We start from the raw sequence: 24242 nt of genomic DNA on the forward strand, positions 1-24242 counted from the left end.
GGATGAATTTTCTCGCTCATCTTCACCTGGCCATGCTGGCGGACAGCTCGCTGCTGGGCAACCTGCTGGCCGATTTCGTGCGTGGCAACCCTGCCGCCGACTACCAGCCCGACGTCGTAGCCGGCATCATGATGCACCGCCGCGTCGACGTGCTGACCGACAGCCTGCCGCAGGTCAAAGCCTGCCGCGACTATTTCAGCGCCCCCTACCGCCGCGTGGCGCCGATCACCCTCGACGTGGTGTGGGACCATTTTTTGGCGCGCCACTGGCAGCAGTTGGAGCCCTCACGCGACCTGCACCAGTTTACCCAGGAAGCCCGCAGCCAGATCGAACCTTACCTGCCGCTCACGCCGCCACGCTTTCAGAACCTGAACGGCTATCTGTGGCCGGAACGCTGGCTGGAACGCTACGCCGAATTGCCGTTCATCGCCCGGGTATTGCAGGGCATGGCCAGCCGACGTCCGCGCCTCGATGCCCTGGCAGGCTCGTTCGCCGACGTCGAGCGACACTATCATCAGCTTGAAACACAATTCTGGCAGTTTTATCCGCAAATGATGCAGCAGGCGAAGGAAAAAACGCTCTGAGGTCAAGCTCAAGCGTTTGAAATTGCAGCGCCTTGCAAGAATTTACGCTTTGCCGCTTGCCCTTTTGTGGGAAAAGGTTATTTTTAAAGCCTGTCAAATTTAATTAATGAATTTAATAGGTAAAAGCTATCTCATCGATTGGTTTTTTGCCCTTTATTCGCCAAGTCGTGGCCCCTATACTGGCCCTTGTTTTTACATCCACCCTTTAACACCTATTACAGGAGTAATTATGGTCCTGGTAACTCGTCAAGCCCCTGACTTCACTGCAGCTGCCGTACTGGGTAGCGGCGAAATCGTTGAAAACTTCAACCTGAAGAAGCACCTGAACGGTAAACCAGCCGTGCTGTTCTTCTGGCCAATGGACTTCACCTTCGTATGCCCTTCCGAGCTGATCGCTTTCGATCACCGCTATGAAGAGTTCCAGAAGCGTGGCGTTGAAGTGGTTGGCGTTTCCTTCGACTCAGAATTCGTCCACAACGCATGGCGTAAAACCCCTGTCGACAAAGGCGGCATCGGTGAAGTGAAATACGCAATGGTTGCTGACGTTAAGCGTGAAATCCAGAAAGCTTACGGCATCGAACACCCGGAAGCTGGCGTTGCGCTGCGCGGCTCCTTCCTGATCGACAAAGACGGCATCGTGCGTGCTCAGGTTGTTAACGACCTGCCAATCGGCCGTAACATCGACGAAATGATCCGTACCGTTGACGCGCTGCAATTCCACGAAGAGCACGGTGAAGTGTGCCCGGCTCAGTGGGAAAAAGGCAAAGCAGGTATGGGCGCTTCCCCAGACGGCGTGGCAAAATACCTGTCTGAAAACGCTGCCAAGCTGTAATTTCAGCCTGATAGTGAATCAACCGGCCCACGCGGCCGGTTTTTTTATGCCCCTTTTTGGGGCAGACCGCCCGCCTTCAGTGCTTTATTTCCCTGTTTCCGCTCACATTTCCCGCCCAGTTCGCCGCGTGAATGCCCATCTGCGGCTACTATCAATAACGCTGGCTCGCGCTTTGCAAGCGAACAGCGGCAAGCAACACAACACAATAAAAAACTGACAGGGTAGGAATAACTATGTTTTTACAGAAATGGAGCAAACCCCTGACCATGGCGGCGCTGCTGGTCAGCGGCAGCCTGTATGCGGCATCCAACCCAGCGGTGGAAGCCAAAAACGGCATGGTGGTCACCTCGCAGCATCTGGCTTCGCAGGTCGGGGTGGATATCCTGAAGATGGGCGGCAACGCCATCGACGCCGCCGTGGCGGTCGGCTATGCGCAAGCGGTGGTGAACCCCTGCTGCGGCAACATCGGCGGCGGCGGCTTTATGACCGTCCACCTGGCGGACGGCACCGACACCTTCATCAACTTCCGCGAAACCGCGCCGGCGGCGGCCAGCGCCAACATGTATCTGGATGCCGACGGCAAGGTGAAGAAAGACGCCAGCCTGTACGGCTATTTGGCGGCGGGCGTGCCTGGCACCGTGCTGGGGATGGAAACCGCGCGTGAGAAGTACGGCAAACTGAGCCGTGAACAGGTGCTGGCGCCGGCGATCAGGCTGGCGCGCGAAGGCTTTGTGCTGACCCGCGCCGACACCGATATTCTCGACACCACCGTCGCACGCTTCAAACAGGATCCCGAGTCGGCCAAAATCTTCCTGCGCCCGGACGGCAGCCCGCTGCAGCCGGGGGACAAACTGGTGCAAACCGATCTGGCCAATACGCTGGAAGCCATCGCCAAAGGGGGAACCGACGCCTTCTACAAAGGCAAGATCCCACAGGCGGTGGAGGCGGCGGCCAAACAGGGCGGCGGCATTTTGACCGCCGCCGACTTCGCCGACTACAAGGTCACCGAAACGCCGCCGATCACCTGCAGCTATCGCGGCTACAAGTTCGTGTCGGCGCCGCCTCCCAGCTCAGGTGGCGTCACGCTGTGCGAAATCCTCAACGTGGTGGAAGGCTATGACCTGAAAAGCATGGGCTTCAACTCGGCGGCGGCCATTCACACCATGACCGAAGCGATGCGCCATGCCTACATGGATCGCAACACCTACCTCGGCGACCCGGAATTCATCAAGAACCCGATCGACCGGCTGGTGAGCAAGAGCTACGCCGAGCAGATCCGCAAGAAAATCGTCGCGGACAAGGCCACGCCGTCGGAAAACGTACAGCCCGGCATGGAACCGCATGAGAAGCCGGAAACCACCCATTATTCGATCGTCGACCACGACGGCAACGCGGTCTCCACCACCTATACCGTCAACGGCCGCTTCGGCGCCGTGGTGATCGCACCGGGCACCGGCTTCTTCCTCAACGACGAGATGGACGACTTCACGGTGAAAGTGGGCGAGAAAAACCTGTACGGGCTGGTGCAAGGCACCGCCAACAGCATTGCCCCCGGTAAGCGCCCACTATCGTCGATGAGCCCGACGCTGGTGACCAAGGACAACAAGATCTTTATGGTGCTGGGCTCGCCGGGCGGCTCACGCATCATCACCATTACCCTGCAGACCGCGTTGAACGTGATCGACCACGGTATGGCGCCGCAGGAAGCGGTGGACGCACCGCGCATCCATCACCAATGGTTGCCGGATGAGGTGTACTACGAACAGCGCGGCGTTTCCGCCGATACGCTGAAGCTGCTGAGCGGCATGGGCTATAAGATGGTCGAGCAAACGCCATGGGGCGCCGCCGAACTGATTCTGGTCGGCTTGCCGGGCGCGGCGGGCGTCAGCCCGGCCAACTCCGGCAACGATTCGGCGGTTTCCGGCAAAGTGCGCGAAGGTTACCTGTACGGCGCCAACGACGTGCGTCGCCCGGCAGGCTCCGCGGTCGGTTACTGATGTAAACGCCTACTCACCTTGATCGCGGGGGCCTTACGGCCCCCGCAGTTCCCTTAGCCTTCATACCGCCACACGGTGGCCGACTCTTCCGCCAGCTGCAGGCGCAGCCCGCCGGCCGTTTCGCTCAACTCTCCCCGCCCTTCCACACGCCGCCACGGGCCGCGCGCCAACAGCGGGTTGTGCGGCAGCTGCGCCTGGCCGCTGCCGTCGCGCTGCAGCGCCACCAACACCTGCTCCTGCTGATACAGACGCACGAACACCAGCGTTTCTCCGCTGGCGTACAGCACCTGACAGCCGCCGCGACGCAGCGCCAGGCTCTGTTTACGCAGCGCCGCCATGCGCTGGAACAGCGCCAGCAGCGGCCGATCCCAGTCACCGACGTCCCACGGGAACGGCTTGCGGCAGAACGGATCGTTGCCGCCGTCCAGGCCAATCTCATCGCCGTAATAGAGACAAGGCACGCCGATCCAGCTCAGCAACCACACCGCCGCCATCTGCATGCGCGCCGCGTTCCCCTGCAACAGCGTGAGGAAACGCGCGGTATCGTGGCTGTCCAGCTGATTGAACTGGATCAGCTGGCGGCCGTGCGGCAGCCCCGCGCGGTAGCCGTCCATCCACTGCGCGCACCCGGCGGCGTCCAGCCGCACCGGGTGATAGGCCACGTCCAGCCCCGCCAAGAACGCCCGCACTGGCAGCGCAAAGCCCATGTAGTTCATCGCCGCATCCTCCACGCCGGCGTGCAGCCAGCGGCGCGCGTCGCCGAAGTGTTCGCCCAAGACGTAGGCCTGCGGATTCTCCTGCTTCACCGCCTGATAGATGCCAGCCAGGTGGTGCAGGTTGCCGGTGGCACCGCCGTTCTCCCCCAGCATGTGCACCACGTCCAGCCGCCAACCGTCGATGCTGTACGGCGGGCGCAGCCAGTGGCGCACCACGCTGCCTTCCCCGCGATAGATCGCTTCCGCCACCTGCGGCTCGGCGAAGTTGAGCTTCGGCAGGCTGGCGTTGCCCTTCCAGTCGAGCGCGCGGCCGTCCGGGTAAAAGTTGAACCAGCCGCGATACGGTGAATCGGGGTGGTGACAGGCGCCGTTTTCGCCCTGGCGATGGCGGTCGAACCACGGATGCGAGTCACCGGTGTGGTTGAATACCCCGTCCAGCACCAGTTTCATGCCCACCTTGTGAGTGCTCACTCGCAAACGCTGCAGCGCCGCGTTGCCGCCAAAGTGCGGATCGACCTGGTAATAGTCCTCGGTATCGTACTTATGCACGCTCGGCGCGGTAAAAATCGGGTTCAGATACAGCGCCGTCACGCCCAGCTGCTGCAAATACGGCAGTTTGGCGCAGATGCCGTCCAGATCGCCGCCGTAAAAGGTCGAGGCGGCGTGACGATCCTCCAGCGGATGCTGCCAGTCGCGCCGAATCACCTCGGCACCGGCCGCGTGATGGCGGTAGCTGCCGCTTTGGATGCCGTGCTCGCCGCCGCTGCTGGCGAAGCGATCGGGGAAAATCTGGTAGAACAGCTGATCCGCCACCCACTCGGGGCCATGGTCGGGCTCGTCGACGGCGAACTGCGCCAGCTGGCCCGGCGGCGTTGGCGACCAGCCCTGCGGGCCGAACCACTGCTGGCGATCGGCCCACAGCAGCTTGAAGCAGTAACGCCGCGTCGGCTCGCCCTCATTCAGCGTAAGGCTGGCCTGGTAGCGCCGCATCCCCTCGTGGCGCTGCGCTTTCATCACCAGCAGCCACTCTTCGTTGTCCGGTTCGGCGCGCAAAAACACCCGTTCCGGCAGTTCATCCCCCTGTAACCACAGCGTGATATCCAAACGTTGCCCTTGCTTCACCACAAAAGGCGGGACCGGTTGATGCCAGGCGTTAAGCATACTGTTTCTCCTGCTGTACCAAACGAAATCGACGGCGTTCTTCAAGAAGCGAACAATGCCACGTTAAGTGCAACTCCCCCTCCTCTCTGGCCGCAAAACCCAGGGATGAGCCGGGGGGCGGAGACCGAAAAATAACGCTAACTCGATGTAAAAAAAGGTAAACAGGCACAAATCCTTCACGTTACCCCTTAGGCTAACGCGTTTTGAGCTTACAGGATATTTTTTGCGCATTTTTTAAGGAGCGGTAATGCAACAACAGATAACGCGCTGGCTGGAACAGTTTGGTTTGGAATTCGGCGGAGTGATGTCGCTGTTGATGGTATTGGGGTTGATTGTCCTGATCTCGGTGGTGATCCACCTGGTGCTGCACCGGGTGGTGTTGGCCGCCCTTCAGCGCCGCGGCCAGCAATCGCAGCGCGTCTGGCAACAGGCCATCACCCAATACAAACTGTTCCAGCGCGTGGCGCTGCTGCTGCAAGGGGTGATCATCAGCATCCAGGCGACGCTGTGGTTGCAGAGCGGCAGCCAGACCCAGGCGGTGATCGTCACCGCCGCGCAGGTGTGGATCCTCGCCTTCACCCTGCTGTCGCTGTTCTCGCTGCTGGATACGCTGCTGGCGCTGCTGCGCCAAAGTCCGATCGCCAATCAGCTGCCGCTGCGCGGCATTTTCCAGGGCCTGAAACTGGTGGCGGCGATCCTGATCGGCATCATGATCGTTTCGTTGCTGATGGGCAAATCGCCGCTGCTGCTGCTCAGCGGCCTGGGTGCCATGACCGCGGTCTTGATGTTGGTGTTCAAGGATCCGATCCTCGGGCTGGTGGCCGGCATTCAGCTCTCCGCCAACGATATGCTGAAGATCGGCGACTGGCTGGAAATGCCGAAATACGGCGCCGACGGCGCGGTCACCGACATCGGCCTGACCACGGTCAAAGTGCGTAACTGGGACAACACCGTCACCACTATTCCTACCTACGCGCTGATCTCCGACTCGTTCAAGAACTGGCGGTCGATGTCGGAATCCGGCGGGCGCCGCATCAAGCGCAGCCTGAATATCGACACCGGCAGCGTGCACTTCCTGTCGGAAGAGGAACAGCGCCGCCTGCAGCGCAACCCGCTGCTGCACAGCTACCTGAACGTCAAGACCCAGGAGCTGAGCCAGCATAACCAGGAGATCGCCGTCGATCTGGCCTCGCCGCTCAACGGCCGCCGCCTGACCAACCTCGGCACGCTGCGCGCCTATCTGGAAGCCTACCTGCGCGCTCACCCGCGCATTCACCAGAATATGACGCTGATGGTGCGCCAGCTGGCGCCGACGCCGGAAGGCCTGCCGCTGGAAATCTACGCCTTCACCAACACTACGGTCTGGGCGGAGTACGAAAGCATTCAGGCGGATATTTTCGACCATATCCTGGCGGTGATCGATGAGTTCGGCCTGCGCGTGCATCAGACACCGAGCGGCAATGACCTGCGCGGCATGTTGCGACAAAGCGCGAACGCTTCCTGACGTCGGCTGACGTAATTGTGTCTGCTGGTAATGATGTTCTTTCAATTGCCAGCAGATATCTCCACCCCCTTCTTTTCCCCGGCGAAAACGGCGTTAATGCGCCATCACCTTCACCACCGAGAGGGAAAGCCCTTGCTGAAACGGTTACGTCACCGGTTGTTTACCCTGCTGGCCACCCTGCTGTTTATCGGCTGCCTGCACAGCGCTTCGCTGGACGAAAGCCGCATGCCCCGCAATCTGCAACCTTCGCTGAGCGCGCTCAGCAGCAATATGCAGGACATTCGCGAAGTGCTGGCGCGCTGCGCCGGCGAGGAGGAGGAAGAACGCCTTAACGGCGGCGACATGCGTATCGAAGCGCGCGCCGCCGGGGAGGAGGAAGTGGAAGACCAACGCTAAAAAAACACCGGCCTTAGCCGGTGTTTTTCCATTTAGTCTTGCTGCGTCGCCAACGGCGCGCGTTTTTTCTGATGGTTGACCTTGAACCAGTATCCCGCCAGCAGCAATACCACCCAGACCAGGCCGGCGTACAGCGAGACGCGCGTGGTCGGGAAGTAGCCGATCAGGCCGATGATGAACACCAGGAACACGATCGCCACCACCGAAGTGAATACCCCGCCGCGCAGCGGGAACGCCAGCTGCTTCACCTGCTCTTTGCTCAGGCTGCGGCGGAAGGCGATTTGGGAGAACAGGATCATGATCCACACCCACACGGTGGCGAAGGTCGCCAGGGACGCAATCACCAGGAACACACTCTCCGGCATGATGTAGTTGAGGTATACCGCCAGCAGCAGCGCCAGCATCATCACCACCACCGTCACCCAGGGAATACCGCGTTTCGACACCTTGCTGAACATTTTCGGCGCGTGGCCCTGCTCAGCCATGCCGTGCAGCATGCGGCCGACGCCGAACACGTCGCTGTTGATCGCCGACAGCGACGCGGTAATCACCACGAAGTTGAGAATGCCCGCCGCCACGGTGATGCCCATATGCTGGAAGGTCAGCACGAACGGGCTGCCGTTGGTGCCCACCTGGTTCCACGGGTAGATAGACATAATGACGAACAGCGTGCCGACGTAGAACACCAGAATGCGCCACGGCACCGAGTTGATGGCTTTGGGAATCGATTTTTTCGGATCTTTGGCTTCGCCGGCGGTGATGCCGATGATTTCAATGCCGCCGTAAGCGAACATCACCAGCTGCAGCGACAGGATCATGCCGATAAAGCCGTTGCTGAAGAAGCCGCCGTTCGACCACAGGTTATGAATGCCGGTCGGTTGCCCGCCGTTGCCGATACCCCAGATGATGATGCCGATACCGGCCGCGATCATGATGATGATGGTGGCGACCTTGAAGAACGAGAACCAGAACTCCAGCTCGCCGAACACCTTGACGCTCATCAGGTTGATGGCGCCGATAATCAACACCACGCTCAGCACCCAGATCCAGTGCGGCACTTCCGGGAACCAGACCCCCATATAGATGCCGAAAGCGGTCACGTCGGCGATGGCGACGATCAGGATTTCAAAGCAGTAGGTCCAACCGGTGATGTAACCCGCCATCGGGCCGAGGTAGTCCTGCGCATAGCGGGAAAATGAGCTGGCCTGCGGGTTGTTGACCGACATCTCCCCCAGGGCGCGCATGATGATAAAGGCCACGATGCCGCCGATCAGGTAAGCCAGCAGCACGCTCGGGCCGGCCATTTTGATGGCGTCCGCCGAGCCGTAGAACAACCCGGTGCCGATGGCTGACCCCAACGCCATAAAGCGGATATGACGCGTGCTGAGGCCGCGTTTCAGCTTATTGTCGGGGGCAGAGGTGGGTGACTGTTGTTGCATGAAAATGACCCATAGTTTTAAACGAAAAAAAGCCACGGACATGTCCGTGGCCCTGGATTAAGCCGGGGGATTATCAGTGCGCGGTCACTTGGGAACGCGTGCACACCCGATCATAAATCGCGACCAGCACCAGCATCAGCAGCGAAGGCGGCAACCATGCCAACCCCTGCTCCGCCAGCGGCAGGTGAGTGGTCCAGGCCGGCAGCAGTTGCTGGAAGCTGGAGGCTTTCACCGCGTCAAGGATACCAAACAACAGGCTGACAAGCATCACCGGCGCGATGATGCGCGGCGCGCTGTGCCACCAACGCAGGGTGAAGCTCAGCACCACCAGCACGATGCACGGCGGGTAAATCGCGGTCAGCACCGGAATGGAGATCTGGATCAGGTGGCTCAGGCCGAGGTTGGACACCACCATCGAGAACAGGCCCAGGATAAACACCAGCGTCTTGTACGAGAACGGCAGATATTGCGCGAAGAACTCGGCGCAGGCGCAGGTCAGGCCTACCGCGGTCACCATGCAGGCGATGAAGATCAGCGCCGCCAGGAAGAAGCTGCCCAAACCGCCGAAGGTGTTCTGAACGTAAGCGTGCAGGATCACCGCGCCGTTGGTGGCGTCAGGCACCAGCGCGCCGCTGCCGGAGCCCAGCTTGAACAGACTCAGGTAAACCAGCGTCAGGCCCACGCCGGCGATCAAACCGGCCAGAATGGTGTAACGAGTCAACAGACCGGCGTCTTTCACGCCGCGTGAACGCGCCGCGTTGACGATAACGATGCCGAATACCAGCGCCCCCAGCGTATCCATGGTCAGATAGCCGTTAACGAAGCCGGAGGAGAAAGGCACGCTCTGGTAAGCCGCCGTCGCCGGGATCGGCGCGCCGGCAGGCCACAGCAGCGCGGCGATGCCCAGTACGGCCAGCGCCACGATCTTCAGCGGCGCCAGCACGTGGCCGACGGTATCGAGCAGACGGCCCGGATACAGGGAGATGCCGATCACTAGCGCGAAGTACACCAGGCTATAGATGAACAGCGGCATGGTGCCGTCGCCGGTCAGCGGGGCAATGCCCACTTCAAAGGATACGGTGGCGGTGCGCGGCGTGGCGAACAGCGGGCCGACGGCCAGGTAGCAGACGGTCGCCAGCAGCAGGCCGGCGCCGCGGCCGATCGGCGAACTGAGGGCGTCGATGCCGCCGCCGACGCGCGCCAACGCGATGACGGTGATGACCGGCAGACCCACGGCGGTGATCAGGAAGCCCAGCGCTGCGGTCCAGACGTGTTCACCGGACTGCAAGCCGACCATCGGCGGGAAGATGATGTTCCCGGCCCCAACGAATAAGGCAAAGGTCATGAAACCCAGTGCCAGGATATCTTTTGACGTTAAACGATGACTCATACGATGTCGTGTTGCCTGTTCAAATGAAAAAAATGGTCCGATAGCGTGGTGGCGTAACGCCCCACCCGGTTGCCGGCATGCCCTAACGTTGCAGCGCCAAATAAGCACCCTAAACGCAGTCGATCCGGCGTTTATGTCCCTATTCGAAAGTGGCCGCTCATGAAGATGGGCAAAATTTTAGGAGTTATAAAAATGGAGGTTTAATCCGACAACGAGGGCTAAGGTAAACGTTTATAGCGCTTCAAGGCAAGACGCACGGCGAAAAGCAGAGCTATCGACCATATAAACTTTAGCCACCAGTCGATCATATTGGCTATCAATAAATATACACTACATGATTTGTATCATTTTTGAACAGCAGATTCACGAAACGTGAAGCATATATCACTTTACCGCGCGAAAACGCCAATATAAGCCCGATTTTCGCGTGGCACGAGCTTCGTTTGGCCGTGAAAAAAGGCGAAAATTACGTCGCATTTTGTCGGTTATTTCATCATGGCCGGCGCGAGCGGTGGCAACCCAAGCGCCTGACGGGTCTTCTGCAGGGCGCCCGGCGGCAGCGGCAGATAGCCGTCGTGATTGACCAGGCTCTGCCCGGCAGTCGACAGCACGCGGTCGAGGAACGCGGCGGTCAGCGGCTCCAGCGGTTGATTAGGGGCTTTGTTGATGTAGATATACAGATAGCGCGACAGCGGGTAGCGATCGTTGCGCACGTTGGCGGCGGTAGGGGCAACATAGTCCTCTCCCGACTCCGCCAACGGCAGCAGCCGCACGCCGCTGGCGCGAAAACCGATGCTGGCGTAGCCGATGCCGTTGAGCGAACCGGCCACCGCCTGCACCACCGAGGCTGAACCGGGCAGCTCATTGACGCGCGGCATAAAATCGCCGCCGCACAGCGCACGCAGTTTGAAATAGCCGTAGGTGCCGGACGCCGAGTTGCGGCCGAAACGCTGCAGCGAACGCGTCGCCCAGTCACCACTCAGCCCCAGCTCGCCCCAGCGCGTCAACGGTTTGCTTTCGCCGCAGCGCCGGGTGGCGGAGAAAATGCGATCGAGCTGCTGCAGATTGAGGCCGCGCAGCGGGTTGTCCTGATGCACTAACACCACCAGCGCATCCACTGCTACCGGCACCGCCAGCGGCGCATAGCCGTAACGGTGTTCGAACGCCGAAACCTCGGCGGCCTTCATCGGCCGGCTCATCGGGCCCAGCTGCGCGGCGCCCGCCGCCAACGCGGTCGGCGCGGTCGACGATCCGGCGGCCTGGATCTGCAGGTTAACGTTGGGATAATGCTGGCTGAAATCCTGCGCCCATAGCGCCATCAGATTCGCCAGGGTGTCGGAACCGACGCTGGACAGGTTGCCCGCCAGCATGCCGTCGGGCTGCGCCAGCGCGCCGCGCCCGGCCAGCAGCGCCAGGCAAAGCAACAGCCCTCGGGTTATTCGGGTCATACCGGTGTCTCGCGTTAATTTTTCACCGCATTCTCTGATAAAGCGGCGGGAACAATCAACCTATTGGGTAAGGTAAAGATAAAGCGGGTGCCGATCCCTGGTTCGCTGAGGATCTCCAGCCGCGCATCGTGATGGCTGAGCGCGTGTTTGACAATCGCCAGCCCCAGCCCGCTGCCGCCGGTCTGGCGCGAACGGGCCTTGTCGACGCGGTAAAAACGCTCGGTCAGGCGCGGCAGGTGCTCGGCGGCGATGCCCGGCCCGTTGTCGCTGACCTGGAACTGCGCGCCGTGCGCCGTCTGCTGCCAGCTCACTTCGATGTGGGTACCCTTCGGCGTGTGGTTGACCGCGTTGTACACCAGGTTAGACACCGCGCTGCGCAACTGGTCTTCATTGCCGAACACGTTGAGCTGTTCGTTCACCCGGAAGGTGATCTCGTGATTGCCGCCGCTCAGCGACTGCGCCTCGCGCTGTAACACCCGCAGCATCAGCGGGATATCCACCCGCTCGTTCATGTCGACATTGGGCGCCGCCTCGATGCGCGACAGCGTCAGCAGTTGCTTGACCAGCCCGTCCATCCGGCGGGTCTGCTCTTGCATGGTGCCGAGCGCCTTGCTGCGCAGCGAACCGTCCTGCTCTTCGTCGCCCATCATCTCCAGGTAGCCCTGCAGCACCGTCAGCGGCGTGCGCAGCTCATGGCTGACGTTGGCGAAGAAGTTGCGCCGCGCGCCCTCCAGCTGGCGCATCTGGGTGACGTCGCGCGCCACCATCAGCAGTTGCCCTTCGGAATACGGCATCACGCGGAATTCGACGTAGTGTTCGTTGTTCAGCTGCAGCGTCAGCGGGCGTGAAAACTCCTGCTGTTGCAAGTAGTGGCTGAATTCCGGATAGCGCAGCAGGTTGAGGATGTGCTGGCCGTTGTCTTCCGGCCAGCGGAAGCCGAGCAGATGCTGCGCCAGCCCGTTGCACCAGAAGATATTGCCCTCGACGGTGGTCATCACCACCGCGTCAGGCAACGATTCGGCCCCGCTGCGAAAGCGCTTGATCAGCAGCGCCAGCTCGCGCCGGCGGCGGCGATTGCGCTGCTGCATCTGATACAGGCCATAGAACAGCGGCTCCCAGCTCCAGCGGCCGGGCGGCGGCGTCATGCTGCGGTCAATCCACAGCCAATGGGAGAGTTTGAGCTGGTTGTAGAAATTCCACACCAGCGCAGCCAGCGCGGAGGCCAGCAGAAACCAGGGCAGATAACCGAAAATCAGCCCCAGCAGTAAGGCGGGCAAACAAAAAAGAGCCAGCTCCAGAGCCAGCCTCTTCCACGACAGACGTTCTAACACGGCATATTCTCCAGCGCAGCGCGATCAGTAGCGCGTTGAGAACCGGTAGCCGGTGCCCCGAACGGTTTGAACCATTTTATCATGCCCACTGGTTTCTAACGCCTTGCGGAGCCGACGGATATGCACGTCAACGGTGCGGTCTTCCACATAAACGTTAGTGCCCCAGACGTGATTAAGCAACTGCTCACGGCTATAAACCCGCTCCGGATGGGTCATAAAGAAGTGCAGCAGCTTGAACTCGGTCGGCCCCATGTCCAACGCCTGATCGTTCGCCATCACGCGGTGGGAGGACGGGTCCAGGCTCAGGCCTTGCATTTCAATCACTTCTTCCACCGCCATCGGTGAAATGCGGCGCATGACCGCCTTGATGCGCGCCACCAGCTCCTTGGGCGAGAACGGCTTGGTAATGTAATCATCCGCCCCCACTTCCAGGCCGCGCACGCGGTCTTCCTCTTCCCCGCGCGCGGTCAGCATCATGACCGGAATATCGCGGGTCAGCGCTTCGCGCTTCATATGTTTGATAAACTGAATGCCGGAACCGCCGGGCAACATCCAGTCAAGCAACACCAAATCAGGGAACGGCTCAGACAGACGCGTCACGGCGCTGTCATAATCCTCGGCTTCCAACGGTTGGTAACCATTTTGTTCCAACACAAAGCACACCATCTCACGGATCGGCGCTTCGTCTTCCACCACCAGTATGCGTCTTGCCATCGTCAATCCTGCCAATGTGTTAGCGACTTTTCGGGCGCCATTATGCGTCAGTTTTGTGACACTTTTATGAAAAAAACCGGCTGTTATAGGCAGTAAGCATAGCGATTATTTCCCGCAGTAAAGAAAAATCATCCAGTTGTCATCATCATTGCGCCGGGACAGCCGCCGCCGCGGCCTTTATAATCATCGCCATTATCTTTGCATCCGGGAGTGTCATGCGCCTGATCCACACCTCTGACTGGCACCTTGGCCAGTACTTTTTCACCAAAAGCCGCGCCGCCGAGCACCAGGCTTTTCTGAACTGGCTGATCGAACAGATCGAACAGCAACAGGTGGATGCGCTGATCGTCGCCGGGGATCTGTTCGATACCGGCTCACCGCCCAGCTATGCCCGCGAGCTGTACAACCGCTTCGTGGTGGAACTGCAGCGCACCGGCTGCCAGTTGGTCGTGTTGGGCGGCAACCACGATTCGGTGGCGACGCTGAACGAATCGCGGGAACTGCTCTCCTGCCTGAACACCACGGTGATCGCGAGCGCGCAAGGCGCGGCCGAACAGCAGATCGTGGTGCTTAACCGGCGCGACGGCCAGCCGGGCGCGGTGCTGTGCGCCATCCCGTTCCTACGGCCGCGCGATCTGCTTACCAGCCGCGCCGGCGAATCCGGCGCGCAGAAACAGCAGGCGCTGCAGGAAGCCATCGCCGAACATTATCAGACGCTGTATCAGGCGGCCTGCGAGCGCCGCGACCAGCTGGGCTTGCCGCTGCCGATCGTCGCCACCGGCCACCTGACCACCGTCGGCGTCACCACCTCCGACTCGGTGCGCGACATCTATATCGGCACTCTGGACGCCTTCCCGGCGCAGGCCTTCCCGCCCGCCGATTACATCGCGCTCGGCCACATTCACCGCGCGCAGAACGTCGCCAAGTCGGAACATATTCGCTATAGCGGCTCGCCGATCCCGCTCAGCTTCGATGAGCTGGGCAAAGCCAAAAGCGTCTTCCTGGTCGATTTCGCCGACGGAGCCCTCCAGCAGGTAGATGCGTTAACGATCCCGCAGTTCCAGCCCATGCAGCTGATCAAAGGGGATCTGGCCGAGATCGAACGGCAACTGCAGCAATTTGCCGACTATGCCGGCGAGCTGCCGGTGTGGCTGGATATCGAAGTGGCGACGCAGGACTACCTCAGCGATATTCAGCGCCGCATCCAACTGATGGCGGATGAGCTGCCGGTGGAAGTGGTGCTGTTGCGGCGCAGCAAAGAGCAGCGCCGCCAGGCAATCGCGCAGCAGGATAAGGAAACGCTGAACGAACTGAGCGTCAACGAGGTGTTCGAACGGCGCCTGGCGCAGGAGGCCGACATGCCCGAAGCACGCCAACGGCGGATGCACCAACTGTTCCGCCAGGTGGTCGATGCGGTACAGCACAATCCTGAGGAGACCAACCCATGAAGATCCTCAGCCTGCGGTTAAAAAACCTCAACTCGCTGCAGGGCGAATGGAAAATTGACTTCACCGCCGAGCCGTTCGCCAGCAACGGCCTGTTCGCCATTACCGGCCCGACCGGCGCGGGCAAAACCACCCTGCTGGACGCCATTTGCCTGGCGCTGTACCACCAGACGCCGCGCCTCAACGTCACGCCGAGCCAGAATGAACTGATGACCCGCCACACCGCCGAATCGCTGGCGGAGGTCGAATTCGAGGTCAAGGGCGTCGGCTATCGCGCCTTCTGGAGCCAGCGCCGCGCCAAGAATGCGCCGGACGGCAATCTGCAGGCGCCGAAGGTCGAATTGGCGCGCCGCGAGGACGGCAAGATCCTGGCGGACAAGGTGCGCGACAAGCTGGAGCTTACCGCAACCATCACCGGGCTGGACTTTGGCCGCTTCACCAAATCGATGATGCTGTCTCAGGGGCAGTTCGCCGCCTTCCTCAATGCCGATGCCAACGATCGCGCCGAACTGCTGGAAGAGCTGACCGGCACCGAAATCTATGGGCGACTGTCCGAACAGGTGTTCGAGTCGCACAAGCAGGCCAAAACCGACCTGGATGGGTTGCATCAACGCGCCAGCGGCATCGAACTGCTGAACGACGAGCAGCGCCAGTCTCTGACCGAACAGCTGACGGCGCTGAGCGCGCAGGAAATCGCCCTCGGCGAGCAAACCCAGCGACAGCAACAGGCGCTGAGCTGGCTGCAGCAATGGCAACGCCTCCGGCAACAGCAAGGCGAGGGTCAACGGCGGCTGGAAACCGCCCAGCGCGAGCAGGCGGAGGCCGCCCCGCAGCTGCAGCAGCTGGCGCTCAGCGAACCGGCCGAGAAATTGCGGCCGCTGCGCGGCGAACGCGATCGCTGCCGCGCCGAACTGCAGACGATACAACAGCAGGCAGCCCAGCTGACGCAGCAACAGGAACAGCACTCGGCGCAGCTGGCGCCGCTGCAGCAGGCGGTGGAAAAAGCCCGCCTGGCACAGCAAACCCATGCCGAGTATATGCAGCAGCAGCAACAGCTGATCGATGAGCAAGTCGCTCCGCTCGACCACCAAATAGCCCAACTGCAGTCGACACAGGCCGAGCGACGACAGGCCGCCGATGCCACCACGCAGCAGTGCGCCCAGCAGCAAACTACGCTGGAGCAGCTCACCGCTCAGCGCAGCCAGCTGACGGCACAGGGCGCACTACATCAGCAGCAGTTGAACGCGCTGAACGAAGCGCTGGCCGTTCAACAACAGCAGCAACAGGCGCTGGAGGCGCAAACGCCGTTGGCCCCGCTGCGCCAGCGCCTGAGCGCCCTGGCGGATCTGCGCCCAACACGCCAGCAGCTGTTTACTCTGGCATCCCTTAACCGTCAGACCCGCGAGCGTCTGGCTAGGCAACAGGCGGAGCACGCCGAGCGGCAAACGCAGCTCGCCGGGCTGCAACAGCAGTTGGAGAGCGCGCGTCAGCAATTCAAACAGCACAAGGCGCAGCTGCAGGAAGTGGAGCAGATCCACGAACTGGAAAAACGCATCGTCAGTCTGGAAGCGGAGCGCGCCCTGCTGCAAAGCGGTGCCCCCTGCCCACTTTGCGGTTCCACCAGCCATCCAGCAGTAGAGCAGTATCAGGCTGTACAGCCTTCGGCCACGGAACAGCGTTTGGTTGAGATGCGTACTCTCGCCGAGAAACTGCAAACCCAGGGCACCGAGTTGCGTACCCGCTGCGAAGGCCTGCAGGAACAGCAACAACGCCAGCAGCAAACCATCGCGCAGGATGAACAGCAGTTGGCTGCCCAACAGCAGCAGTGGCAGCAGCTCAGCGCACCGCTGGCGTTCGACTTTACGCTGGCGGAGAGCGAGCGACTCAGCGCCTGGCTGAGCGGTTGCGACGATGAAGAGCGGCGCGGGCAGCACGCGCTGCAGCAGCATGAACAGGCGGCGCAGGCAGTACAACAGGCAAAAGACGCGCTCGCCGCTCTGCAAACGCAGCAGCAGCAGGCGCAGCAACAGCTGGCGCTGCTCGAAGAGCGCTTTACGCTGCTGCAGAAAACCTATGCCGACAGCCTGCAACAGCAGCAAGACCTGCAACAACGCTGGCAGGAAGGCGAGAAAACTCTCGCAGAGCGGCGCGCGCAGCGGCTGGCGCTGTTCGGCGAACAGCGGGTCGCCGAGGTGCGGGAACAGCTGCGCGCCAAACAAACCGCCTGTGAACAGGCCAGCTTACAGGCCGCCGAGCAGTGGCAAAAGGCGCAGGAACTGCGCGAGCGCCTGACCGGCCAGCAGGCCGGGTTACAACAACAGCACACCCAGATGCAGGAGCGGCTGCAGCAGGCGCAGCAGCAGTGGCAGCAGGCGCTGACCGACAGCGAATTCGCTGATGAAACCGCCTTCACCGCCGCGCTGCTGGACGACACACTGCGCCGCGAATTGCAGCAGCGTAGAGAGCAACTGCAACAGCGGCAGGTAGAGGCCGCGGCCCTGCTGACGCAGGCGACGCAAACGCTGGAGCAGCATCGGCTGAATCGCCCTGAGGGGGTGGATGAAGCCAACACGGATCTCGACGCGCTCACCCAATCGCTGGCCGAGTTGGCACAGCAGTTGAAAACGTTGCAGCTGCGCCAGGGTGAACTGCGCAACCAGTTGGAAAGCGACGCCGCCCGTCGCCTTAATCAGCAGGCGCTGTTCGAGCAGATCGCCCGCAGTCAGCAAGACTACGACGACTGGAGCTACCTCAACCAGCTGATCGGCTCGAAAGAAGGCGACAAGTTCCGCCGCTTCGCTCAGGGGTTAACGCTCGATCATCTGGTCTATCTGGCTAACCAGCAACTCGGCCGGCTGCATGGGCGCTACCTGCTTCAGCGCAAAACCAGCGATGCGCTGGAGCTGCAGGTGGTGGACACCTGGCAGGCGGACGCGCTGCGCGATACCCGCACCCTGTCCGGCGGTGAGAGCTTCCTGGTCAGCCTGGCGCTGGCGCTGGCGTTGTCCGATCTGGTCAGCCACAAAACCAGCATCGACTCGCTGTTCCTCGACGAAGGCTTCGGCACGCTAGACGCCGAAACCCTCGATACCGCGCTGGACGCGCTGGACAGCCTGAATGCCTCCGGCAAAACCATCGGCGTGATCAGCCACGTCGAGGCGATGAAAGAACGTATTCCGGTGCAGATCAAGGTGAAAAAGGTCAACGGGCTCGGCGTCAGCCGGCTGGAGGCGCATTTCAGGCTGGAATGATCCCGCGGCGCGCGGCGCAGAAGTGTGACCGCGGCGGCACTCCGCAGTGAAAAGCGTTGAGCCGCGGCGGGCACGGGTTATTATGCCAACATAATAGGATTGTTACTGTATCCCCTCCGCCGCTCAGGGCCGCAGGGAAGAAACATAAAATACAGGCAAAACCTGACACCCGGGATCGCTCCCGGGCGTCAGGTTTTTTCGTTTTCAGGATGCTGAAACACCGGGAAAAACCATGAAAATCGCTAAAATACTCAATAATAACGTGGTGATTACGCTGGACGACCGTCAGGAAGAGACGGTGGTGATGGGAAAAGGAATCGGCTTTAAAAAGAAGCCCGGCGATACGCTGGACGAAAGCCTGATCGAAAAGGTATTCACCCATAACGGCGGAGAAACCGCCGAGCGCTATAAAGAGCTGCTCGCCGAGATCCCATTAGCCTGCGTCACCACCGCCGACAAGATCATTACTCTCGCCCGCGAACGCCTGCCGGGCAAGTTGCATAACATCGTCTACATCACGCTGACCGATCACATCCACTTCGCCCTGCAGCGCCATGCGCAAGGGCTGGATATCAAAAATGCGTTGCTGTGGGAGATTAAAAAGCTCTATCCGGCCGAGTTCGCCGTCGGGCTGGAGGCGCTGGCCCTGATCGCCCAACGGCTGGACACCGCGTTGCCGGAGGACGAAGCCGGATTTATCGCCCTACACCTGGTCAACGCCCAGCTTAACGACGAGATGCACAACACGCTGCATATTACCCGCGTGATGCAAGAGATCCTCAACCTGGTCAAATACCATTTCCGCTTTGATTACAACGAGGAATCCCTGAGCTACCACCGTTTCGTCACCCATTTGAAATTCTTCGCCCAGCGCCTGCTGGGGAAAAACTACGTCGACAGCGACGACGACTCGCTCTATCAGGTGGTGAAAGAGAAGTACCGCGAGTCATTCGCCTGCGCCGGTAAGATCAACCGCCACATCGAAAAGCACTATCAGCATCAGCTCACCACGGAAGAGATGATGTTTCTGACCATTCATATCGAACGGGTGCGCAGCGAAAGCGAGGAAAAGCCGGCTTAACGGCGAGCGTCGGCTACCCGCACGCCGTACTGCGGAAACACCGCGTCGGCGGAGACCAGCGTCAGCCCTTCGGCCTGCGCCTGTGCGATCAGCATGCGATCGAAAGGATCCTGATGATAGGGCGGCAACTGCCCGGCCTGTTGGCAGTGAAAGGCGTCCATCGGCAGCGACAGAAAATCTTCGGCCTCGATGATCGCAAAGATATCTTCCGGCAGCGCCAGTTTGCCCAGCGCCTGCTTGATCGAGATCTCCCAAATGCTGGCCGCGCTGACGTACACCGCATTGCCCGGATCGGCGATCTGCCTTTTGGCGTTCGCGCCCAGGCAGGCGTCATCGATCAGCCACCACAGCAACGCGTGGGTATCCAGCAACAGGCGCTTCATGCATCGCCCTCAAACAACGCCGCAATGGCCGCATCCTCGGCGTTGAAATCCGCCGGCACGGTGAACTTGCCCTTGGCGGCGCCAGGGCGGCGCGCTTCCCCCTTGATGGCGACCAGCTGTACGTACGGCTTCCCTGCTTTTGCAATAATCACGGTTTCTCCCTCCGCGGCTCTGTCCGCCAACTGGCTCAGATTGGATTTGGCTTCGTGCATATTGGCCTGAATCGGCATACGCGTCCTCCTTAGCTAAGTTAGCTAAATCATAAAACGCCGTCCAGTTTTTGTACAGGGAAGGGTTTAAAGCGCGAGCAGCCTCGCGCTTTGCTGCAACGTTTAGCGCTGCTGTTGCGGCCACAGCCAGGCCGCACCGCGTACGCCGCTGGAGTCGCCGTGAACCGCCTTGCGGATCGGCGTTTCACACTCGCCGCCAAATACCCAACTTTTCACCCGCTGCGGCACCGTGCGGTACAGGCGATCCACGTTGCTCATGCCGCCGCCGAGCACCACCACGTCCGGATCCAGCATGTTGATCACGTGCGCCAGCGATTTCGCCAACCGCATTTCGTAGCGAACGATCGCCCGCTCCGCCAGCGCATCGCCCCGCTCGCTCAGCGCCATGATCTCATGCCCTTGCAGCGCGTTGCCGCTCAGGCGCGCATAGTCGGTAGCGAAACCGGTGCCGGAAATAAAGGTTTCGATGCAGCCCGGCTTGCCGCAGTAACACGGCACGTCGCGAGCGTAACGCAGCTCATCGTCATCCTGCCACGGCAGCGGGTTGTGGCCCCACTCGCCGGCGATGCCATTGCCGCCAGAATGCGCCTGGCCGCTCAGCGCCACGCCGGCGCCGCAGCCGGTGCCGATAATGACCGCGAACACCGTTTTCGCGCCAGCGCCTGCGCCGTCGGTAGCTTCCGACACCGCCAGGCAGTTGGCGTCGTTGGCGATACGCACCTCGCGCGCCAGCAGCGCCGACAGATCCTTGTCCAGCGGTTGGCCGTTGAGCCATACCGAGTTGGCGTTCTTCACCCGCCCGGTAAACGGCGACAGCGTGCCGGGAATGCCGATCCCGACCGATCCCAATTCGCCGGTATGATCTTCCGCCAGCTTCACCAGCCCGGCGATCGCCGCCAGGGTTTGCCCATAGTCATGGCGCGGCGTGGCGATGCGATGGCGAAACAGCTCCCGCCCGTCGTCCGCCAACGCAATCACTTCAATTTTCGTCCCACCCAAGTCGATGCCAATGCGCACGTATTTTTCTCCTCGATGCCACGTAGCGTTGCCACAGCCTAATGTAAGCGCGCAGATGAATCACCTGTTTCCCACCCTCCACCCCGCCCTTTCTCGGTGCGTAAAGCAACGCAATTCGGAGAGAATGGGGCGATTTTTCAGCGTCAATTCGTTATCATGCCGCCCTGCTTTTGACGAATCAGCGTGCCGAGCGCACGCCCAGCCAGGGATAACATTATGCTGTGGTTTAAGAATTTGATGGTTTACCGTTTGAGCCGCGAAGTGGCGTTAAACGCGGATGAAATGGAAAAACAACTCAGCGCGTTCGCCTTCACGCCGTGCGGCAGCCAGGACATGGCGAAGACTGGCTGGGTCTCCCCGATGGGCTCGCACAGCGATGCGCTGACGCACGCGGTCAACGGCCAGATCGTCATCTGCGCGCGCAAGGAAGAGAAAATCCTGCCGTCGCCGGTCATCAAGCAAGAGCTGCAGGCCAAGATTGAGCGCCTGGAGGCGGAACAACACCGCAAACTGAAGAAAACCGAGAAAGACGCGCTGAAGGACGAAGTGCTGCACAGCCTGCTGCCGCGCGCGTTCAGCCGCTTCAACCAGACCTTCATGTGGATCGACACCGTCAACGATCTGATCATGGTCGATGCCGCCAGTGCCAAACGCGCCGAAGATACGCTGGCGCTGCTGCGCAAGAGCCTCGGCTCGCTGCCGGTGGTGCCGCTGACGATGGAAAGCCCGATCGAACTGACGCTGACCGAATGGGTGCGTTCCGGCGAGATGCCGGCCGGCTTCGCCATTCAGGATGAAGCGGAATTGAAAGCGATTCTGGAAGAAGGCGGCGTGATCCGCTGCAAGAAACAGAATCTGATCAGTGACGAAATCGCGGTGCATATCGAAGCCGGCAAGCTGGTGACCAAGCTGGCGGTGGATTGGCAGGAGCGCATTCAGCTGATGCTGTCGGACGACGGCTCGCTCAAGCGCCTGAAGTTCGCCGACACGCTGCGCGAGCAGAACGACGACATCGATCGCGACGACTTCGCCCAGCGCTTTGACGCCGACTTTATCCTGATGACCAGCGAGCTGGCGGCGTTGATCAAAAACACCATCGAAGCGCTCGGCGGCGAAGCCCAGCGTTAATCCCGCCGCAGAAACGACCAGGGCCCAGCATCCGCTGAGCCCTGCGTTCCCCTAACGAGCAACGTTTATTTGCTCAGATAGCGGCACAGATAGGCGGTCGCGTCGGCCACCTGCAGGTTGAACTCGCTGTGCCCCGGCACGAAGAACTTCTCACCCGGCGTAAACACCTGCCAGTCCGGCGCCCCTGGCAGCAGCACTTTCAGCGCCCCGGTGATCACCGTCATTTCTTCCGGTTGCGCGGTGGAGAAGGTGTATTCGCCCTCTTCCATCACGCCCACGCTGGTAAGACCGATGCTGCTACTGTCAAAACCGATAGACTTCACTTTTCCGGCAAAATACTCATTCACTTTCAGCATAGACTGGCACCCGCGTAATCATCTTGATGGAAAATCCATATTGGGGGATTGCGGTTGATCTGTCACTGGTTTTTCGCGCGAAATGCGATCGCGGCGCAGAGTAAAACGCTGCCGGGCTTCTCACCGGCAGTCAGGGCTGCTGAACCCCGGGGAGATCCACGGGCGCAAAGCGCCTGAGAGCGCGTCGAGCGGTAACTTTTCGCTATTTGAATCAGTCGACTAACTCTGCAGCCAGCTTGGCGACCAGTACGTTCGACAACAACACTGGCACCGACAGACGCGCCTGCAAAAAGGCGCGGTGACGCTGGTGATAACCGATGCAGTCTAGCACCACCACCTCCGCCCCCTGCCGCAGCAGTGCGCAAGCCGCCTGCTCCAGCGCGGCATCATCTGCCAGATAGGGGCTGGCGACGGCATAGCTCGGCGGCGTCGCCAGCTGCCGCCATTTACGCGCCTGCTGCTCAACCTGTTCCGCCATCGGCACCACGATGCCGACGCGGTGTGCGCCGACGATCGCGGAGATCAACGGCGGAATAATGCGATCCGGCTCCAGCAACAGCGCCTGTTCCGCCTGCAATTCGCCGAATTCGCCGGTGCACAGCAGCAGGATCACCTGGCACCCCGCCGCCTCCAACTCGCGGATCTTCTGCTGCAACCCGCTTTCAACGCGAGCGGCACAGAGCGTCACCTGCGTGCCGTCCAACAGGCGCGACACCAGCAGCTTATCGCCCTGTTGCGGCGCATAACGCTCGGCGATCTGCCCGGCATCCAGGCCGTCCAGCAAACCGACGTGCCTCACCCGCTCCGCCGGCAGATAAGCAGACAGCAGCGGCATGATATCGCTGCGCGGCGCCTGACCGAGGGTCAGCGTGGCGAATGAAGCCGTCATGGGTCTATCTCCTTTTTTGCAGTTGGCTCAGACTGCCGTACAGCGCCAGCAGCTGGCCGAATTCGGCAGCATCGTAGAACCGGCAAGTGCCGCGGCCAAATTCTTTGGCGACCTCCACCGCGAATTTGACCACCAGCGCGATGTCCGTTTCGTGGCTGGCGCCGGTGCCGCAGCCCGGCACCACCGATTCGCTGCAAATCGCCACGCCGACCACCGGCGCCGCAGTAGCGGTCGAGGGCTGCAGGATGCTGTTGAGGTGATGCACGCCGTTGCCATAAGGGGTGATATCCTGCGTGGTGATCGGGAAGGTCACCGCCGGGCGGCCGCTGGTCATCTCCATGATGCGCAGCAGATCTTCCGCCACCCGCAGGATGTAGCCCTCTTTCACCGTCGGCGACAGCGCATAGCCTTTGTGGTTGATGATGCGATTGCCCTTGGTGGTATCGATCGACAGGATGGCGTCAGCCTCCGGCACCACTTCATTATCGTTCATCGTCACGTCATCGATCGGCGAATCCATAAAATCGACCGGATCGTGCGGCCGGGTCGGCGCGTTCGGGCAAATATGAGTGGTGACGATCACATCGCCCGGCAGCGTGTCGCCCTTACGCTGCATCTCTGCCAGCTTCAGCGCGGCGGCAATGGCGGCGATCGCGCCGTCGCCGTCAGACACCAGCCCGATACGCGTCGGCCGCGCGCCGATGCCGCCCAGGCGGCCGATAATGCCCAGCGTCGGCGCCGCACCGCCAGCGAATTGGCCTGCGCTACCGGGGATCTCGATGCGCACGAAATCGGTACCGCCCTTCGGCCCGTCGGCGCGCAAGGTGCTGGCCCGGATCGCCGGGTAAGGCGCAAACAGATCGACGACGTCCTGGCCGCTGACGAATGCGCTATCAATCAATTCAAAAACCTGCAGCGTTTGTTGCAAACTCATGGTCGTTTTACCTCAC

21 protein-coding genes are annotated in these 24242 nt (G+C 61.1%); 9 read left to right on the plus strand and 12 right to left on the minus strand.

What is annotated here, in order from left to right:
- Nucleotides 1-2: 2 nt before the first annotated feature.
- The 3 genes from BVU99_RS12835 (at nt 3) to ggt (ending at nt 3413) form a co-directional block, all read left to right on the plus strand.
- The gene (locus tag BVU99_RS12835) at nt 3-584 is read left to right on the plus strand and encodes an ACP phosphodiesterase (protein WP_025301748.1); all 582 of its coding nucleotides are present in this window, start codon (nt 3-5) and stop codon (nt 582-584) included.
- Nucleotides 585-813: 229 nt separating this feature from the next.
- Nucleotides 814-1416 (plus strand): peroxiredoxin C, encoded by a 603-nt coding sequence (locus BVU99_RS12840; protein ID WP_004940403.1) that lies wholly within the window; start codon nt 814-816, stop codon nt 1414-1416.
- Between the two features lie 233 nt (nt 1417-1649).
- Nucleotides 1650-3413, plus strand: a complete 1764-nt coding sequence (ggt, locus tag BVU99_RS12845; RefSeq protein ID WP_049206203.1) for a gamma-glutamyltransferase — start codon at nt 1650-1652, stop codon at nt 3411-3413.
- 53 nt (nt 3414-3466) lie between these two features.
- Here ggt and malZ read toward each other — a convergent pair whose 3' ends face one another.
- Complete coding sequence (gene malZ / locus BVU99_RS12850) at nt 3467-5290, minus strand: maltodextrin glucosidase (protein ID WP_025301746.1); 1824 nt, start codon at nt 5288-5290, stop codon at nt 3467-3469.
- 247 nt (nt 5291-5537) lie between these two features.
- Here malZ and BVU99_RS12855 point away from each other — a divergent pair, with 247 nt between their 5' ends.
- Together BVU99_RS12855 and BVU99_RS12860 are read left to right on the plus strand one after the other, a co-directional pair.
- Entirely contained in the window at nt 5538-6794 is a 1257-nt protein-coding gene (locus BVU99_RS12855; protein ID WP_099817490.1) for a mechanosensitive ion channel domain-containing protein, read from the plus strand.
- 132 nt (nt 6795-6926) lie between these two features.
- The gene (locus tag BVU99_RS12860; protein WP_099817489.1) at nt 6927-7190 is read left to right on the plus strand and encodes a hypothetical protein; all 264 of its coding nucleotides are present in this window, start codon (nt 6927-6929) and stop codon (nt 7188-7190) included.
- A gap of 32 nt (nt 7191-7222) precedes the next feature.
- Here the strand turns inward: BVU99_RS12860 and proY are convergent, their stop codons facing one another.
- From proY to phoB, 5 genes are all read right to left on the minus strand, one after another.
- Nucleotides 7223-8629, minus strand: coding sequence for a proline-specific permease ProY (proY, locus tag BVU99_RS12865; protein WP_099817509.1), 1407 nt, complete (start codon nt 8627-8629; stop codon nt 7223-7225).
- 73 nt (nt 8630-8702) lie between these two features.
- Nucleotides 8703-10019 (minus strand): branched-chain amino acid transport system II carrier protein, encoded by a 1317-nt coding sequence (gene brnQ, locus BVU99_RS12870; RefSeq protein WP_099817488.1) that lies wholly within the window; start codon nt 10017-10019, stop codon nt 8703-8705.
- A gap of 485 nt (nt 10020-10504) precedes the next feature.
- Entirely contained in the window at nt 10505-11467 is a 963-nt protein-coding gene (locus tag BVU99_RS12875) for a phosphate ABC transporter substrate-binding protein PstS family protein (RefSeq protein WP_025301741.1), read from the minus strand.
- A 14-nt stretch (nt 11468-11481) separates the two neighbouring features.
- Nucleotides 11482-12798, minus strand: coding sequence for a phosphate regulon sensor histidine kinase PhoR (phoR, locus tag BVU99_RS12880; RefSeq protein WP_025301740.1), 1317 nt, complete (start codon nt 12796-12798; stop codon nt 11482-11484).
- Between the two features lie 24 nt (nt 12799-12822).
- Entirely contained in the window at nt 12823-13512 is a 690-nt protein-coding gene (phoB, locus tag BVU99_RS12885; RefSeq protein WP_004940438.1) for a phosphate response regulator transcription factor PhoB, read from the minus strand.
- A gap of 215 nt (nt 13513-13727) precedes the next feature.
- Between phoB and sbcD the strand changes: the two genes are divergently transcribed.
- From sbcD to BVU99_RS12900, 3 genes are all read left to right on the plus strand, one after another.
- Nucleotides 13728-14960: an exonuclease subunit SbcD gene (gene sbcD, locus BVU99_RS12890; protein WP_099817487.1), complete on the plus strand. Its 1233-nt coding sequence runs from the start codon at nt 13728-13730 to the stop codon at nt 14958-14960.
- A complete protein-coding gene (gene sbcC / locus BVU99_RS12895) occupies nt 14957-18208 on the plus strand; it encodes an exonuclease subunit SbcC (protein ID WP_099817486.1) in 3252 nt (1083 codons plus the stop codon). Before sbcD ends, sbcC begins: the two co-directional genes overlap by 4 nt.
- A 232-nt stretch (nt 18209-18440) precedes the next feature.
- On the plus strand, nt 18441-19289 hold the full coding sequence (locus tag BVU99_RS12900; protein ID WP_043135622.1) for a PRD domain-containing protein: 849 nt from the start codon (nt 18441-18443) through the stop codon (nt 19287-19289).
- On the opposite strand, the gene BVU99_RS12905 is transcribed toward BVU99_RS12900, so the two are convergent.
- The 3 genes from BVU99_RS12905 to mak form a co-directional block, all read right to left on the minus strand.
- Entirely contained in the window at nt 19286-19672 is a 387-nt protein-coding gene (locus tag BVU99_RS12905) for a type II toxin-antitoxin system VapC family toxin (protein ID WP_049206211.1), read from the minus strand. The genes BVU99_RS12900 and BVU99_RS12905 overlap by 4 nt on opposite strands.
- Nucleotides 19669-19902 carry a type II toxin-antitoxin system prevent-host-death family antitoxin gene (locus BVU99_RS12910; RefSeq protein ID WP_025301735.1) on the minus strand — a complete coding sequence of 78 codons (234 nt, stop codon included), beginning with the start codon at nt 19900-19902 and terminating at the stop codon, nt 19669-19671. Before BVU99_RS12910 ends, BVU99_RS12905 begins: the two co-directional genes overlap by 4 nt.
- A gap of 102 nt (nt 19903-20004) precedes the next feature.
- Nucleotides 20005-20919 (minus strand): fructokinase, encoded by a 915-nt coding sequence (mak, locus tag BVU99_RS12915; protein WP_099817485.1) that lies wholly within the window; start codon nt 20917-20919, stop codon nt 20005-20007.
- Nucleotides 20920-21135: 216 nt separating this feature from the next.
- On the opposite strand from mak, the gene rdgC reads away from it, so the two are divergent.
- The gene (gene rdgC, locus BVU99_RS12920) at nt 21136-22047 is read left to right on the plus strand and encodes a recombination-associated protein RdgC (RefSeq protein ID WP_004940461.1); all 912 of its coding nucleotides are present in this window, start codon (nt 21136-21138) and stop codon (nt 22045-22047) included.
- A gap of 65 nt (nt 22048-22112) precedes the next feature.
- Here the strand turns inward: rdgC and ppnP are convergent, their stop codons facing one another.
- The 3 genes from ppnP to BVU99_RS12935 all read right to left on the minus strand — a co-directional run bounded on the left by ppnP (nt 22113) and on the right by BVU99_RS12935 (nt 24226).
- Nucleotides 22113-22403 (minus strand): pyrimidine/purine nucleoside phosphorylase, encoded by a 291-nt coding sequence (gene ppnP, locus BVU99_RS12925; RefSeq protein ID WP_004940463.1) that lies wholly within the window; start codon nt 22401-22403, stop codon nt 22113-22115.
- Nucleotides 22404-22614: 211 nt separating this feature from the next.
- Nucleotides 22615-23292: an AroM family protein gene (locus BVU99_RS12930; protein ID WP_049206213.1), complete on the minus strand. Its 678-nt coding sequence runs from the start codon at nt 23290-23292 to the stop codon at nt 22615-22617.
- Nucleotides 23293-23296: 4 nt separating this feature from the next.
- Nucleotides 23297-24226, minus strand: coding sequence for a DUF1177 domain-containing protein (locus tag BVU99_RS12935; protein WP_099817521.1), 930 nt, complete (start codon nt 24224-24226; stop codon nt 23297-23299).
- Nucleotides 24227-24242: the final 16 nt, after the last annotated feature.

Source organism: Serratia sp. OLAL2 (assembly GCF_002752475.1).
GTDB classification, from domain to species: Bacteria; Pseudomonadota; Gammaproteobacteria; order Enterobacterales; family Enterobacteriaceae; genus Serratia; species Serratia bockelmannii.

Bases quoted from the DNA above. Each gene is read 5' to 3' on its own strand.
- BVU99_RS12835 (WP_025301748.1), top strand. From the start codon at position 3: ATGAATTTTCTCGCTCATCTTCACCTGGCCATGCTGGCGGACAGCTCG.
- BVU99_RS12840 (WP_004940403.1), top strand. From the start codon at position 814: ATGGTCCTGGTAACTCGTCAAGCCCCTGACTTCACTGCAGCTGCCGTA.
- ggt (WP_049206203.1), top strand. From the start codon at position 1,650: ATGTTTTTACAGAAATGGAGCAAACCCCTGACCATGGCGGCGCTGCTG.
- malZ (WP_025301746.1), bottom strand. From the start codon at position 5,290: ATGCTTAACGCCTGGCATCAACCGGTCCCGCCTTTTGTGGTGAAGCAA.
- BVU99_RS12855 (WP_099817490.1), top strand. From the start codon at position 5,538: ATGCAACAACAGATAACGCGCTGGCTGGAACAGTTTGGTTTGGAATTC.
- proY (WP_099817509.1), bottom strand. From the start codon at position 8,629: ATGCAACAACAGTCACCCACCTCTGCCCCCGACAATAAGCTGAAACGC.
- brnQ (WP_099817488.1), bottom strand. From the start codon at position 10,019: ATGAGTCATCGTTTAACGTCAAAAGATATCCTGGCACTGGGTTTCATG.
- BVU99_RS12875 (WP_025301741.1), bottom strand. From the start codon at position 11,467: ATGACCCGAATAACCCGAGGGCTGTTGCTTTGCCTGGCGCTGCTGGCC.
- phoB (WP_004940438.1), bottom strand. From the start codon at position 13,512: ATGGCAAGACGCATACTGGTGGTGGAAGACGAAGCGCCGATCCGTGAG.
- sbcD (WP_099817487.1), top strand. From the start codon at position 13,728: ATGCGCCTGATCCACACCTCTGACTGGCACCTTGGCCAGTACTTTTTC.
- sbcC (WP_099817486.1), top strand. From the start codon at position 14,957: ATGAAGATCCTCAGCCTGCGGTTAAAAAACCTCAACTCGCTGCAGGGC.
- BVU99_RS12900 (WP_043135622.1), top strand. From the start codon at position 18,441: ATGAAAATCGCTAAAATACTCAATAATAACGTGGTGATTACGCTGGAC.
- BVU99_RS12905 (WP_049206211.1), bottom strand. From the start codon at position 19,672: ATGAAGCGCCTGTTGCTGGATACCCACGCGTTGCTGTGGTGGCTGATC.
- BVU99_RS12910 (WP_025301735.1), bottom strand. From the start codon at position 19,902: ATGCCGATTCAGGCCAATATGCACGAAGCCAAATCCAATCTGAGCCAG.
- rdgC (WP_004940461.1), top strand. From the start codon at position 21,136: ATGCTGTGGTTTAAGAATTTGATGGTTTACCGTTTGAGCCGCGAAGTG.
- ppnP (WP_004940463.1), bottom strand. From the start codon at position 22,403: ATGCTGAAAGTGAATGAGTATTTTGCCGGAAAAGTGAAGTCTATCGGT.
- BVU99_RS12930 (WP_049206213.1), bottom strand. From the start codon at position 23,292: ATGACGGCTTCATTCGCCACGCTGACCCTCGGTCAGGCGCCGCGCAGC.
- BVU99_RS12935 (WP_099817521.1), bottom strand. From the start codon at position 24,226: ATGAGTTTGCAACAAACGCTGCAGGTTTTTGAATTGATTGATAGCGCA.